Annotated in this window: 12 protein-coding genes and 1 pseudogene; 6 read left to right on the top strand and 7 right to left on the bottom strand. The window is 71.8% G+C overall.

The genetic code is table 11. The features are described from left to right. The first annotated feature begins 36 nt into the window (after positions 1 to 36). The 3 genes and pseudogenes from pyrE to IF188_RS14640 all read left to right on the top strand — a co-directional run bounded on the left by pyrE (position 37) and on the right by IF188_RS14640 (position 1,755). Positions 37 to 615 (top strand): orotate phosphoribosyltransferase, encoded by a 579-nt coding sequence (pyrE, locus tag IF188_RS14650; protein ID WP_191172549.1) that lies wholly within the window; start codon positions 37 to 39, stop codon positions 613 to 615. A gap of 67 nt (positions 616 to 682) precedes the next feature. After that, positions 683 to 961, top strand: a pseudogene (locus IF188_RS20690) (carboxymuconolactone decarboxylase family protein); the annotation flags it as partial. 77 nt (positions 962 to 1,038) lie between these two features. Next, the gene (locus IF188_RS14640) at positions 1,039 to 1,755 is read left to right on the top strand and encodes a sigma-70 family RNA polymerase sigma factor (protein ID WP_449560817.1); all 717 of its coding nucleotides are present in this window, start codon (positions 1,039 to 1,041) and stop codon (positions 1,753 to 1,755) included. 213 nt (positions 1,756 to 1,968) lie between these two features. Here the strand turns inward: IF188_RS14640 and pdxR are convergent, their stop codons facing one another. After that, positions 1,969 to 3,402 carry a MocR-like pyridoxine biosynthesis transcription factor PdxR gene (gene pdxR / locus IF188_RS14635; RefSeq protein WP_191172548.1) on the bottom strand — a complete coding sequence of 478 codons (1,434 nt, stop codon included), beginning with the start codon at positions 3,400 to 3,402 and terminating at the stop codon, positions 1,969 to 1,971. 66 nt (positions 3,403 to 3,468) lie between these two features. Between pdxR and IF188_RS14630 the strand changes: the two genes are divergently transcribed. Continuing rightward, positions 3,469 to 4,482, top strand: coding sequence for an aldo/keto reductase (locus tag IF188_RS14630; RefSeq protein ID WP_191172547.1), 1,014 nt, complete (start codon positions 3,469 to 3,471; stop codon positions 4,480 to 4,482). 238 nt (positions 4,483 to 4,720) lie between these two features. Here IF188_RS14630 and IF188_RS14625 read toward each other — a convergent pair whose 3' ends face one another. Continuing rightward, complete coding sequence (locus IF188_RS14625; protein WP_191172546.1) at positions 4,721 to 5,530, bottom strand: HAD-IIA family hydrolase; 810 nt, start codon at positions 5,528 to 5,530, stop codon at positions 4,721 to 4,723. A gap of 40 nt (positions 5,531 to 5,570) precedes the next feature. Here IF188_RS14625 and IF188_RS14620 point away from each other — a divergent pair, with 40 nt between their 5' ends. Beyond that, entirely contained in the window at positions 5,571 to 6,524 is a 954-nt protein-coding gene (locus IF188_RS14620; protein ID WP_191172545.1) for an SDR family NAD(P)-dependent oxidoreductase, read from the top strand. 291 nt (positions 6,525 to 6,815) lie between these two features. On the opposite strand, the gene IF188_RS14615 is transcribed toward IF188_RS14620, so the two are convergent. The 3 genes from IF188_RS14615 to IF188_RS14605 all read right to left on the bottom strand — a co-directional run bounded on the left by IF188_RS14615 (position 6,816) and on the right by IF188_RS14605 (position 9,792). After that, complete coding sequence (locus IF188_RS14615; RefSeq protein WP_191172544.1) at positions 6,816 to 7,451, bottom strand: metal-dependent transcriptional regulator; 636 nt, start codon at positions 7,449 to 7,451, stop codon at positions 6,816 to 6,818. Positions 7,452 to 7,475: 24 nt separating this feature from the next. After that, positions 7,476 to 8,384, bottom strand: coding sequence for a phosphotransferase family protein (locus IF188_RS14610; RefSeq protein WP_191172543.1), 909 nt, complete (start codon positions 8,382 to 8,384; stop codon positions 7,476 to 7,478). A gap of 82 nt (positions 8,385 to 8,466) precedes the next feature. Further along, a complete protein-coding gene (locus tag IF188_RS14605; RefSeq protein WP_191172695.1) occupies positions 8,467 to 9,792 on the bottom strand; it encodes an Nramp family divalent metal transporter in 1,326 nt (441 codons plus the stop codon). An 85-nt stretch (positions 9,793 to 9,877) separates the two neighbouring features. On the opposite strand from IF188_RS14605, the gene IF188_RS14600 reads away from it, so the two are divergent. After that, complete coding sequence (locus IF188_RS14600; RefSeq protein WP_191172542.1) at positions 9,878 to 10,528, top strand: TrmH family RNA methyltransferase; 651 nt, start codon at positions 9,878 to 9,880, stop codon at positions 10,526 to 10,528. A 13-nt stretch (positions 10,529 to 10,541) separates the two neighbouring features. Here the strand turns inward: IF188_RS14600 and IF188_RS14595 are convergent, their stop codons facing one another. Together IF188_RS14595 and IF188_RS14590 are read right to left on the bottom strand one after the other, a co-directional pair. After that, positions 10,542 to 10,745 (bottom strand): hypothetical protein, encoded by a 204-nt coding sequence (locus IF188_RS14595; protein WP_191172541.1) that lies wholly within the window; start codon positions 10,743 to 10,745, stop codon positions 10,542 to 10,544. A 119-nt stretch (positions 10,746 to 10,864) separates the two neighbouring features. After that, on the bottom strand, positions 10,865 to 12,190 hold the full coding sequence (locus IF188_RS14590; protein WP_191172540.1) for an MATE family efflux transporter: 1,326 nt from the start codon (positions 12,188 to 12,190) through the stop codon (positions 10,865 to 10,867). Positions 12,191 to 12,805 lie beyond the last annotated feature (615 nt).

Here is a 12,805-nt window from a genome sequence, read left to right as displayed (position 1 = left end):
GGGCGAGGCATCCAGTCCGTCCGTAGAATCGACGGCATGACCGCCGCCTCCACGTCCGAGCTCGAAGCCGACCGCCAGCGCCTCATCGGCCTCATCAAGGACGAGGCGGTGTTCCACGGCGACTTCACGCTCTCCAGCGGCAAGAAGGCGACGTACTACGTCGACATGCGCCGGCTCACCCTCGACCACCGTGCGGCTCCCGCGATCGGCCGCATCATGCTCGACCTCATCCGTGACGTCGACGGCATCGTGGCCGTCGGCGGACTGACCCTCGGCGCAGACCCGATCGCCAACGCGGTCATGCACGAGTCGGCACGCACCGACGCGCCGCTGGACGCGTTCGTGGTGCGCAAAGAGCCGAAGGACCACGGCCGCGGCCGCCAGGTCGAGGGCGCCGACATCGTCGGCAAGCGCGTGATCGTCGTCGAAGACACCTCGACCACCGGGCAGTCGGCGCTGAAGGCGGTCGAGGCGCTGCGGCGCGAGGGCGCCGAGCCCATCGCGGTGGCCGTCATCGTCGACCGCAAGACCGGCGCGCAGGCGGCCGTCGAGGCCGAGGGCCTGCAGTGGCTCGCCGCGATCGACCTCGACGATCTGGGACTCGCGCCGCAGTAATCGCGCGAACCTGTCACACACCGGCGGCGGCCGGTGTCTTCATGTGCAGAACGATCCGTTCCACGCCATGGAGGAAGAAATGACCGTCTCGACCCGCATCCCCGCCGCAGAGATCACCGGCCTGAAGGGCGCCGCCATCAAGGCGATGGCCCGGAAGATGGCCGGCAAGGTCCCCGACTCCCTGGGTGTGCTGTGGCACCACCAGGGCGTCATGATGGACTCGATGAGCATCGGGCGCAAGACCGAGGGTTGGCACGAGCTGGACCCGAACCTCGCGTCGTACGCCGTGATGGCCGCCGCTGCGACCATCGGCTGCAGCTTCTGCCTGGACTACAACTACTTCGTGGCGCACAACCACGGCCTCGACGAGACGAAGGTGCGCCAGGTGCCGCGCTGGCGGGACTGGAGCCGCGCGCCTACCTCGTGCGCATCGTCACGAGGCAGGCGCTCAACCAGCTGCGCACGGTGTCGCGCCGGCGCGAGGACTACGTCGGCGAGTGGCTGCCCGAGCCGCTGCTCACCAGCCCCGACGTGGCCGAGGACGTCCAACTCGCCGAGAGCCTCTCGATCGCGATGCTCACCGTGCTCGAGACGCTCGCGCCGGCCGAGCGGGCCGTGTTCGTGCTGCGCGAGGTGTTCGACGTGCCCTACGACGAGATCGCGGATGCGGTCGGCAAGAGCCCCGCGGCGGTGCGGCAGATCGCGCACCGGGCCAAGGATCACGTGGCCGCGCGCCGGCCGCGCGTGCCGGTGCGGCCCGCCGAGCACGAGGAGGTCGTCGAGCGCTTCGTGGCGGCCCTGAACACGGGCGACCTGCAGGGGCTCATGGACGTGCTCGCGCCCGATGTGGTGTCGGTCGCTGACGGCGGCGGCAAGGTGCGCGGTGCCGCCCGGCGTCCGATCGTCGGATCCGACCGGCTCGCGCGCTACCTGGTGGGGAGCATGGCGAAGGTCACCGGCACGCTGGTGGCCACGCCGACGTGGATCAACGGCCTGCCGAGCATCCGCATGGAGCTCGACGGCGTGCTGGCCGGCGTCGTCACGCTGACCGTCGAGGACGGCCGCGTCACGCAGATCTACTCGATCGCGAACCCCGACAAGCTCGGGTGGGTCGATGCCGAGGCGGTCGTCGCGCGCTGACCGCCGCCGAAGCGACCGGGTCAGTCGCCGCCCTTGCCGCGCCCTCGCCACAGCCGCCACACCAGCACGACCAGCGTGCTCAGCACGATGAGGGCCGACACCCACAACAGGATGGTCTGGTCGCTCTGCGAGATCATGCCGCGACCCTATCGCCCGCCACTGAATCAGTTCACTTGCGCTGTTTGTACGCCCAGACCGTCGAATCGCGTACGTTCAGCGCAAGTGAACTGCGGGAGCCTGCTCGCGCACGACCGCCGCCAGCAGCCGCACCGCCTCGTCGACGAGCGGGTCGGCGAGGTCGCCGTAGCCGAGAACCAGGCGCTCGGCCGCGGGTGCGTCGGGCGACACCCGATAGCGGCGGATGTCGGTCAGGCCCACATCGTGGCGCTCCGCCTTGCGCACGACGTCGACCGCCCGCACGCCGGGCGGCAGGTCGAGCACCACGTGCAGACCGGCGGCGAGGCCGGAGACCCGACAGTCCGGCAGCATCCGGCCGAGCGCGTCGAGCAGCGCCTCACGCCGACGGCGGTAGCGTGTGCGCGCGGCCCGCAGGTGACGGTCGAGCCCGCCCGTCGTGAGGAACCGCGCGAGCGCGAGCTGGTCGAGCGTCGAGGGCGCCGGGCCGCCGGCATCCCTCACCGTCCCTTGCAGCCACGGCGGCAGCACCAGCCAGCCCAGGCCGAGGGCGGGGGATGCCGTCTTGCTGAGGCTTCCCGCCAGCACGATGCGGTCGGGCGCCATGCCCTGCAGCGCGCCGATCGGCCGGCGGTCGTAGCGGAACTCGGCGTCGTAGTCGTCCTCGATGACGACGCCGTCGCATGCCCGTGCCCATTCCAGGAGTCCCTCGCGACGCTCGGGCGACAGCGCGGCGCCGACGGGGAACTGGTGCGCGGGCGTCACGAGCGCCGCGCGCGCTCCGGTGCGGGTGGATGCTGCCACCAGCGCCGCGACGTCGACCCCGTGCTCATCGACCCGGACGGGCACCGAGGCCAGGCCCTCGGTGGCGGCGACCTGGCGCATGCGTGCCCAGGAGGGGTCCTCGACGAGGAGCGCCGTGTGACCGAGCAGCCGCAGCGTCCGCGCGACCCTGCGCATGCCGTCCGTCGCGCCGTGGGTGACGAGGACGGCGTCGGCGTCGGCGCGGGCGAAGCGTGAGCGTGTCAGATAGGCCGCGACGGCGGCGCGCGCCGCGGGCACATCCGGGTCGAGCCGGAACAGCTCGGCATCGGGCGTCTCGGCGAGCGTCTCGGTCATGGCGCGCAGCCACAGTGCTCGCGGCGCGTGACGCAGGTCGGGCACGCCGGGGGCGAGGTCGAAGCGCGGCCGGCGCAACGGCGCCGCGGGCGCGGGATCCGGGCGCGGCGCGGTGATGGCGACCGAGGCCGCCACGCGCGTCGCCGATCCGGTGCGGGCGTCGAGGATCCCCTCGGCGGTGAGCCGCCCGTACACCTCGGTGACGACCCACCGCGAGACGCCGAGCGACGCCGCGAGCAGGCGGCTCGGGGGCAGGGCGGCCCCCGACGGCAGGCGGCCGGTGGCGACAGCATCCCTCACCGCCAGCTCGAGCCGCACGTGACGCGGGCCGTCGTAGGCGGCGAGGTCGAGCAGAGTCTCCCACGCCACCGGATTGGTCTGGGTTTGTGCCATGGAATCGGATCGTACTCCCAGACCGTTCGCAATCCAGCATGGAGTCATCCCACCGAAAGGACCGCCATGCAGTACCGCACCATCTCGAACGGCACCACCTCATTCGAGGTCTCGACGCTGTGCCTCGGCGCCATGAACTTCGGCACCATCACCGACGCCGTGACGTCGCAGCAGATCCTCGACCGCTTCGTCGAGGCCGGCGGCACGTTCGTCGACACCGCCAACAACTACAGCGCCTGGGCGGGAGGACACGGCCGCGACAGCGAGGACGTGCTCGGCGACTGGATCGCCCGCCGCGGGGGACTCGGAGACGTGCGCCTGGCCACCAAGCTCGGCGCCGCCAAGAAGGATCCGGCGCTGCCGCTGCAGAACGTCGAGCCGACCAACTTCCAGGGCCTGTCGGCCGAGGTCGTCGCGTGGGAGGCCCGCGAGAGCCTGCGCCACCTCGGCATCGACCGCCTCGATGTGCTGTACGGGCACGTCGACGACCGCGAGACGCCGGTCGCCGAGACCGTCGCCGCCTTCGGCGAGCTGCAGCGCGAGGGGCTCGTCGGCATCTCGGGCATCTCGAACATCGCCGTGTGGCGCCTGGTCGAGGCGCGCGAAGAGGCGCTGCGCCAGGGCGTCGACCCGTACGGCGTGATCCAGCAGGGGTACAGCTACGTGTACCCGAGCCCCGGGTTCGGCCGCACCAACGACGTGTCGGCAGATCTGCTGGATTACGTCGCCTCGGCCGGCGTCGACGGTCGCCCGCCCCTCACGATCACCGCGTACTCGCCCCTGCACCAGGGAGCGTTCACGCGCGACGACAAGCCGATGTGGCCCGCCATGCGCCACGCCTCGAACCGCGACCGCGTGCGCGTGCTGCACGATGTGGCCGCAGAGCTCGGCGCGACTCCCAATCAGGTCGCGCTGGCGTGGCTGATGGGCGGCGAGGCGCCGGTGATCCCGGTGATCGGCCCGTCGACGGTCGCGCAGCTGGAGGAACTGCTCGGTGCCGCCGACCTCGTGCTCGACGACGACGTGCGCGCACGCCTCGACACGGCCGACCTCGACGTGCGGGCGCCCGTCGCAGCCTGACCGATGCCGTCCGGGTGGTCGGCCCTGCGGAGCCCGCCGCCCGGTCGGGTTGCGCCATCCCCGTGGTCGCTGAACGTGTTCACTTGCGCTGTTTGTACGCCGATCGACGTTGTTCGTGTACGAACAGCGCAAGTGAACCGATTCATCACCGGCGTGCCGGGGTGGGGGCAGCACAGACGCTGGGGGAGTGGATGCCGGGCGCCCGGCATCCACTCTTCCCATGCCGCGGCGGCAGAGACTAGAGCAGCTGAGGATCCTCGGACTCGACGGGCTCGGGGTCGAGCAGCTCGGCCACGGAGGTGAGCACCTCGTCGGGGCGGAACGGATAGCGGGCGATCTCTGCGGCGTCGCTGATGCCGGTGAGCACGAGCACCGTGTGCAGGCCCGCCTCGATGCCGGCGACGACGTCGGTGTCCATGCGGTCGCCGATCATGCCGGTGTTCTCGGAGTGCGCGCCGATGCGGTTGAGCGCCGAGCGGAACATCATCGGGTTCGGCTTGCCGACGACGTACGGCTCCATGCCGGTCGCCTTCGTGATGAGCGCCGAGATCGCACCGGTCGCCGGCAGCACGCCCTCCGTCGAGGGTCCCGTCGCATCGGGGTTCGTCGCGATGAACCGGGCGCCGGCGCCGATGAAGCGGATCGCCTTGGTGATCGCCTCGAACGAGTAGTTGCGGGTCTCGCCGACGACCACGTAGTCCGGGTCGGTCTCGGTCATGATGAAGCCCGCCTCGTGCAGCGCCGTCGTCAGGCCGGCTTCACCGATCACGAACGCCGATCCGCCCGGCATCTGCGAGCGCAGGAAATCGGCCGTGGCCAGCGCCGAGGTCCAGATCGACTCCTCGGGCACGATCAGCCCCGAGGCCCGCAGCCGGGCCGACAGATCGCGCGGCGTGAAGATCGAGTTGTTGGTCAGGACGAGGAACGGGACACCCTGCTCGCGCCACTGCTCGAGCAGCTCGGGGGCACCCGGAATGGGCGTGTTCTCGTGCACCAGCACGCCGTCCATGTCGGTGAGCCAGCATTCGATGTCGGACCGGGTGCGCATGCGTAAAGACTAGGTGCCTCGCGGGCGTAGGGTCGAAGCCGTGACGTGGGACCCCCGCAGCCTTCCCGACCTGTCAGGTCGCGTGTACCTCGTGACCGGCTCCAATGCCGGCCTCGGGTACTTCGCGTCCGAGCAGCTCGTGCGTGCGGGCGCGAGGGTCATCATGTCGGCACGTCATCCGAACCGCCTGTCGGCCGCGCGGGCCGCCATCCGGCGGAGAGTGGATGCCGCACCCGACGCCACCGAGCCGCTCATCCTGGACACGTCCAACCTGGGCTCGGTGCGCTCCGCGGCGGCATCGGTGCGCGGTCGCGGGCCGTTGGACGGCGTGCTGCTGAACGCGGGGATCGTCCATGCGCCGAAGACCCGTGAGACCACGATCGACGGGCACGAGGTGGTGTTCGCCACGAACGCGCTCGGCCACTTCGCGCTCGCCGGAGAGCTGCTGACCGCGCTCGCCGGCGCCTCGGGGCGCATGGTGTGGGTGGGCAGCATGTCGACAGCGCTCACCCCCTACGACCCGGTGGACCCGCAGCTCAAAGACGGGTACACCGCGTGGCGCGCCTACGTGCAGTCGAAGGTGGCGACGACCGCGTTCGGCTTCGAGGCCGACCGGCGCCTGCGCGACGCGGGCGTGCCGGTCGAGAGCGTCGTCGCCCACCCCGGCTATTCGACGGGCGGCCGCACGCCCGGCATCGTCGGCGTGAACGAACCGTCCCGTGCCAAGCGTTTCGCCGACAACCTGCAGGCCGTGGCCGCGCAGTCCAAAGAGCACGGCGCATGGCCGCTCGTACGCGCGATCGTCGATGCCGACATCGAGGGCGGCGAGTTCTGGGGTCCGCGCACCGGTTCGCGCGGCGAGCCCCGTCGGCAGACGGCCGCCAAGGTCACGCGCGACCCCGAGATCGCCGCGCGCCTGTGGTCGTTCGCCGAGTCCGCGACCGGCGTGGCGTGGCCGTTCGCCCAGGCCGCGGCCGTCGCCGCGCGGCGCTGACCGTCGCCGGTCCGTCCGCCCGCCCGCCTCGGCCTGTCCTCTCCGGCTCGCCACTCGCGCTTCCGCCGCCCGCTGCGCGCTCCCGCAGGGTCCCGGCACAGAATCGGATCCGCGCCTGCGGAGCGAGCGAGAGACACGCCGAATGCGCGGTCCCCTGCACGGCGTGTCGCCCGACGGCTCCGCACCTGCGGATCCGATTCTGTGCGGGGGATGCCGCCGGCCTGGGCGTCCGGAGTGCCGATGGTCAGGCGCCTGTGCGGGGGGATGCCGCCGGCCGCCGCGCACTGACGGTCAGGCGCTCAGCCACACGGCATCGGCGGCGGCTGCGGGCAGGACGACCTCGGCGTCGTCGAGGCGCAGAGATGCGGCATCCACCACCGTCACCGTCGTGCCGACGGCCACGCCGGACGCCTCCACGGCGCGCAGCAGGTCGGGGTCGCGGTCGCTCACGCGCAGCACGCGGCCGACGTGACCCGCCGGCGCCGCGCCGAGCAGCACGAACGGCTCGCGGTGGACGTGACCCGCGGCATCGGGGATCGCATCGCCGTGCGGATCGAAGCGCGGGCGTCCGAGTCTCTCGTCGATGCCCTCGAGCAGGCGGTCGCTGATGGCGTGCTCCAGGACCTCGGCCTCGTCGTGCACCTCGTCCCACGCGTAGCCGAACTCGCGCACCAGCCAGGTCTCGATGAGCCGGTGGCGGCGGATGATCGCCGCGGCGCGCAGCTCGCCGGCCTCGCTCAGCGACACCGGCCCGTACGGGCGGTGGGTCACGAGCCCCTGCGCGGCGAGCTTCTGCACCATCTCGGTGACGCTCGACGGCGCGAGCCCGAGCTCGGAGGCCAGCTGCGACGGCGTGATGCGGTCGTCCTGCCACTCGGTGTGGTGGTAGATCGTCTTCAGGTAGTCATCGACCGCGGGTGAGGGCACGGCCCCAAGGGTACCCGCGGGGTCTCAGCGGTCGAGGGCCGGCAGAGCCGACAGCGCCGCCTCGGCGCGGTCGAGCGCCTCGGCTGCCGCGGGCATCGGGCCGTGCGCGATCGTCCAGGGCAGGTACTGCAGCGGGATCTGCACGGCGGCCCACGCGCGTCCGAGCTCCTCTTCGTGCGCCTCCAGCGGAGCCGAAGCCCGGGCGCGGGCGCGGGCGTACAGGCGCGTCACCGAGCCGTCCGGATCTGGCGTGTTCGCGAGGTCGAGCATCGCCGGACCGACACGGGAGCTGCCCCAGTCGATCAGCCTGCTCCCTTCGGGGCCGACGAGCACGTTGCCGCCGTGCACATCGCCGTGCAGCAGCGTCGCGGGCACGCGCGCGAGCAACGGCCCGACGCCCGGGTGCCCGGCGGCGTGCTGCAGCACGCGCACCGCCCGCTCGATGAGCTCCGGTCCGTGCGAGCCCCGATGCTCGAGCACGTGTGGCACCGCCCAGTCGACGAGCAAGGCGTGCCACCAGTCCGCGTCGACGACGGGGACGCCGCCGGGTCGCTCGCCGACGAAGGCCGCGTGCATCCCGGCGAGCGCCGTGACCGCATCGTTCGGCAGCGGGCGCTCGCCGAGCGGCTCACCTGCGGCGTAGGGGAGGACGACGAAGTCGTCGCCGGACGCGACGAGTTCGGGGATGACCCCGCGGGCGTCGCGCGCGGCCTGGGCATGTCTGAGCCCGGCGACCTCTGCGGGCGTCGCCGTCTTGAGCACGAGCTCCAGTCCGGCGCCGGTGTCGAGCGCCACGCGGATCCGCCGTACGGCGGGCGAGACTGCGCCCCCGGTGAGCGGCTCGGTCTCGACACGGACGACATGGGCGGCGCCGGCGCGCTCGCGCACCCACCGTTCGACCTCGGCCGGCAGGGCACTCTGCGGATCGGGCACGGGGCTCCTCTGCTCTGCGGGCCTGTCAAGCTACCCACCTCGGCGCCGGGCCACAACCCCCCGGTCGCGCGTGGGTCGCCGCTCACGCCCCGGTGAGCACCAGCCACAGCAGCACCCCGTTGAGCGCGATGAGGAAGATGGATGCCGCCACCCCCGCGATCGTCGTCCAGACCCGGTTGCGGTACCCGCCGAGCACTTCGCGGTTCGCGGTCAACGCGACCAGCGGCACCAGCGCGAACGGGATGCCGAACGACAGCACCACCTGGCTGAGCACCAGAGCGAGAGTCGGGTCGAACCCGAGTGCGAGGATCACGAGCGCGGGGATGAGGGTGACCAGTCGACGCGCGAGCAGCGGCACGCGGATGTGCAGCAGCCCGTGCATGATCTCGGCGCCCGCGTACGCTCCGACCGAGGTGCTCGCCAGGCCGCTCGCGAGCAGACCCACCGCGAACAGCGTCGCGACGACGGGGCCGAGCCCGGCGTAGAGCGCCGCGTAGGCGCCCTCGAGCGAGTCTGTGCCGGGCACGCCCGCGAGATTGGCCGCCGCGAGCAGCAGGATGCACAGGTTCACCGTGCCCGCGATCAGCATCGCGATCGTGACGTCCCACTTGGTGGCGCGCAGCAGCCGCCGGGTGGGGATGCCGCGCAGCTCGTCGAGCGTCGGGTCGGGCGCGGTGCGGTCACTCGCCGGACGGCCGCCGGGGTGCTCGCGCGGTGGCCGGGCACCGGGGGCGAAGCGGTCGCGCGCGAGGGCGCTGTGGGCGTAGATCGCGTGCGGCATGATCGTCGCGCCGAGGATCGAGGCGGCCAGCAGCACCGAGCCGGTGTCTTCGAACCGGGGCGCGAGGCCGCTGACCACGCCGGCCGCATCGGGCGGTGCGACCAGCACGCCGAACGAGAAGCCCAGCGCGATGATCGCCAGCAGTCCGATCACCACGAACTCGAACGTGCGCGGGCGGCGCCGCGACTGGATGAGCAGCAGCGCGATCGACACGGCGCCGGTGATGGCGCCGCCCCAGACCAGCGGCACGCCGAACAGCAGGTCCAGGGCGACGGCGCCGCCGATCACCTCGGCGATGTCGGTCGCCATCGCCACGAGCTCGGCCTGCAGCCAGTACGCGCGGCGCGCCCACGGACGGCGGATGCGGGCGCCCAGGGTCTCGGGCAGGCTCCGGCCGGTGACGATCCCGAGCTTGGCCGAGAGGTACTGGATGAGCCAGGCCATGACATTGCCGAGCACGACGACCCACACCAGCAGGTACCCATACCGGGCTCCTGCCGTCATATTGCTCGCGACGTTGCCGGGATCGAGATACGCGACGCCGGCGACGAGGGCGGGGCCGATCAGCCACGCCGCGCGCGGCAGGCTCGGGGGACGGCGCGCGGCGGTGGCGGCATCCGGAAGCATCCCCGTTTTCGGCATACCGAAAACGTACACGCTTTTCGGGTGACCGAAAAGAGCCGGCCGCGACAGCGGCGGATAACCTGTCCCGGTGACCTCACCCGACTCCGCGGCGCACGCCGAACCGGTCGAGCCGACGCTGCCGGTGGGCGTCGGGCCGTGGCCCGGCGGCCCAGACGCGTGGCCGGACGATCCGCGCTACGATCCCGAGCTGCTCGCGAACGGCGACACCCGCAACGTCGTCGACCGCTACCGCTACTGGACGATGGACGCCGTCGTCGCCGACCTCGACGAGCGCCGCCACGGCTTCCACGTGGCGATCGAGAACTGGCAGCACGACATGAACATCGGCTCGATCGTGCGCAGCGCCAACGCGTTCCTCGCTGCCGAGGTGCACATCATCGGCAAACGCCGCTGGAACCGCCGCGGCGCGATGGTGACCGACCGCTACCAGCACGTGCGACACCATGAGACCGTCGAGGCGTTCGCCCACTGGGCGGCTGCGGCATCCCTCCCGATCATCGCGATCGACAACGTCGAGGGCTCGGTGCGGCTCCCCGAGGCCGACCTTCCCGAGGCGTGCGTGCTCCTGTTCGGGCAGGAGGGGCCGGGGCTCTCGCCCGAGGCGCTGGCGGCGGCGTCCGCCACCGTCGAGATCGAGCAGTACGGCTCGACGCGCTCCATCAACGCGAGCGCGGCCGCCGCCGTCGTCATGTACGAGTGGTGCCGCCGCTGGGCGTGAGGCCGGACGGGGGTCAGTCCCGGTCGATGCCGAAGGTATGCCGCATGAGCGCTTGCACGTCGCGGTCGAGGTTGTCCATGCGGACGGTGAGCTTCGCGTCGAGCCCGCGGATCTCGCTGCGTACGACATTGATGAACAGCGTGGACACGATCGTGATCAGGCCGAACATCGCTGCCGCGAAGACGCCGATCAACGTCCACACCTGCGGTTCCGTCATGGTCAGCACTCCTTCATCTTGGCCCGGCGCGCCCAGATTGTCACGGCGCGCCGGGGCTGCAGACTGCCATCGCCGCGACTGTGGAGACCGCCGCAGATGCGCCGGCTGGGGAGGAAGGGTCAGGCGCCGACCGTCATCCATGTCGAGCCGCGCACACGCCAGCCCAGGGTGAACAGGCGCGCCAGCATGTACACGCCGAAGAACGCGACGGCGAGCCACGCCAGTCCGGCCGCCCCCGTCGGCTGCAGCACGGCGATGATCACGAGCGCCGGCACGAACGGCACGAGATTCAGCACCCCGACGATCGCGAGGTAGCGAGCGTCGCCGGCGCCGATCAGCACTCCGTCGAGCACGAACACCACGCCGCACACCGGCTGGGCGACGGCGAGCACGATGAGCGCGGGCTGCACGAGCGCGGCGAGCACGGCATCCCCCGTGAACAGCAGCCCGATGACGCCCGACAGCGCGCCGATGATGACGCCGGTGATGATGCCGAACCACGCGCCCCAGGCCACGGTGCGGCCGAGCACGCGGCGCACGGTGTGCGGGTCCTCGGCGCCGAGGCCCTTGCCCACGAGTGCCTGCGCGGCGATCGCGAGGGCGTCGAGCGCGAACACCGAGGTCGAGAAGATCGTGAACGCCACCTGCCAGCCGGCGAGCTCTTCGGTGCCGAGCCCCGTCGCCACGGCCACCGTGGCGAGCAGCGCGACGCGCAGCGACACCGTGCGCAGGAACAGCCAGCCGCCCGATCTCGCCGACCCGCTCACCCCGTCGCGCTGGGGGCGGATGGATGCCTCATGCCGGCGTGCGAGCCTGCCTACGACGACCACATACGCGGCCACCATGCCCCACTGCGCCACGACCGTGCCGAACGCGGAGCCCGCGATGCCCCAGCCGAAGCCGTAGATGAACAGGCAGTTGAGCAGCGCGTTGGCGCCGAAGCCGAGGCCCGCGATCCACAGCGGCGTCACCGTGTCCTGCATGCCGCGCAGCAGGCCCGTCGCCGCGAACACGACGAGCATCGCGGGCAGGCCCCACATCGAGACGCCGAGGTAGACCTCTGCCTGTTCGGCGACCGCGGCCGGTGCGCCGAACAGCGTGACGACGAACGGTGTCGCGAGATAGCCGACCACGGCGAGCACCGCGCCGAGGCCGAGGGCGAGCCACATGCCGTCGATGCCCACCGATACCGCGCGCGACGCGTCGCCGGCGCCGAACCGGCGTGCGACGGCGGGGGTCGTCGAGTACGCGAGGAACACCATGAGGCCGACGATCGTCTGCAGCACCGCCGAGGCGATCCCGAGGCCGGCCAGCGGCACGACGCCCAGGTGCCCGACGAGCGCCGAATCGACGATGAGGAACAGCGGCTCGGCGATGAGCGCGCCGAGCGCCGGCACGGCGAGCCGCAGGATGTCGCGGTTCAGGGTGTCGCGGGCGCTCGTCACTCTCCGAGCCTAGGGCGGACCGCCGACGCCGCGAGCGCGCCCATCCCTTTGAGGCGCCCTTGACTGACGACCCGGCCAGGATGTGTTGACCCCCGCGGTGTCCGCAGTCCGGTTCGCATCATCGGGAGAGGAACGGCGCGAACGGTGGCTTCGACACCCGTCTCTGAGCGGGAGCGCATGTGGGATCTCTCGCCGTGGCCAAGGTCTGCGCATCGAGCTCGGGGCGCGCGGACTCGGGTGGGATCGCGAGTGTGCTCGGTGCGTCTCGATCGGCGCACGCCCGTTCGCGCCTGCGGGTCGGGAGCTGGCCAGCCGTGCAGGTTTCTAGATCAGATCCCTCTTGACAAATGCCAGGTCCCATCGATATTTTCGGCCGAAACCGCGGTCAGACGAGTCAACGAGGAAGTTGAGTTGCAGCATGACATCCAAGCGCAGAAAGACGCCGCGCGTCTTGGCGGTAATTGCACTCGCTGGAGCAGCAATGCTCGGAAGCGCACAGGGGGCGGCAGCACTTGGCTGGAGTTCGGTGGTCAACTGCGCGGGCGGGGGGCAACTGTCCGGGCGTTCTTACCAGATTACCTTCTCCAACGCTGGGGGGGGGGGGGGGGGGGGGAC

This window comes from Microbacterium helvum (genome assembly GCF_014779795.1).
Lineage (GTDB): Bacteria > Actinomycetota > Actinomycetes > Actinomycetales > Microbacteriaceae > Microbacterium > Microbacterium helvum.
The sequence above is the reverse complement of the archived record's forward strand: the minus strand, read 5'-3'. Positions and strand labels throughout refer to the sequence as shown.

Coding starts and splice junctions, on each gene's coding strand:
- pdxR (WP_191172548.1), bottom strand. CDS start 3,402: ATGGCACAAACCCAGACCAATCCGGTGGCGTGGGAGACTCTGCTCGAC.
- IF188_RS14595 (WP_191172541.1), bottom strand. CDS start 10,745: ATGACGGAACCGCAGGTGTGGACGTTGATCGGCGTCTTCGCGGCAGCG.
- IF188_RS14630 (WP_191172547.1), top strand. CDS start 3,469: ATGCAGTACCGCACCATCTCGAACGGCACCACCTCATTCGAGGTCTCG.
- IF188_RS14625 (WP_191172546.1), bottom strand. CDS start 5,530: ATGCGCACCCGGTCCGACATCGAATGCTGGCTCACCGACATGGACGGC.
- IF188_RS14605 (WP_191172695.1), bottom strand. CDS start 9,792: ATGCTTCCGGATGCCGCCACCGCCGCGCGCCGTCCCCCGAGCCTGCCG.
- pyrE (WP_191172549.1), top strand. CDS start 37: ATGACCGCCGCCTCCACGTCCGAGCTCGAAGCCGACCGCCAGCGCCTC.